Genomic DNA, 338 nt, shown 5'->3' with positions numbered 1-338 from the left:
AAGCGTCGAGAAGGTCATCAAATTCCGCGTCTTCCAAAACGCCTTCAACCATCTGGGATATGACATCTCCAAGGATGGCTTGAAGTGAAAGAGGATCACCTTCTGCAAATCTGGCCGCAAGGGTTTCTTCGTCGGAATTGATGTACACCCGGACGGAGCCACCGAAATCAGCCTCCAACTGTCCGGGCTTCCAATTCACGAACCAAGGGGCATTCTGTTGCGGTTGCCCCGAGAACGCAGACGAGAAAGACAACATCTCGATCGGGAAACGCGAATCTCCCCCATCTTCCAGAAGGACATCTTTCCGGGTATTCCACAACCGAGCACCGAGTTCCGTG

General features: G+C 53.0%; 1 protein-coding gene. It reads right to left on the bottom strand.

Features of this window, described 5'->3' with window-relative positions; genetic code table 11:
• On the bottom strand, positions 1-338 hold a 338-nt coding region (locus SB749_RS18975), incomplete at both ends, for a hypothetical protein (protein ID WP_410711668.1).

This window comes from Brevibacterium sp. SIMBA_078, from assembly GCF_046534565.1.
In the GTDB taxonomy this organism is placed as follows: Bacteria; Actinomycetota; Actinomycetes; order Actinomycetales; family Brevibacteriaceae; genus Brevibacterium.
The sequence above is the reverse complement of the archived record's forward strand: the minus strand, read 5'-3'. Positions and strand labels throughout refer to the sequence as shown.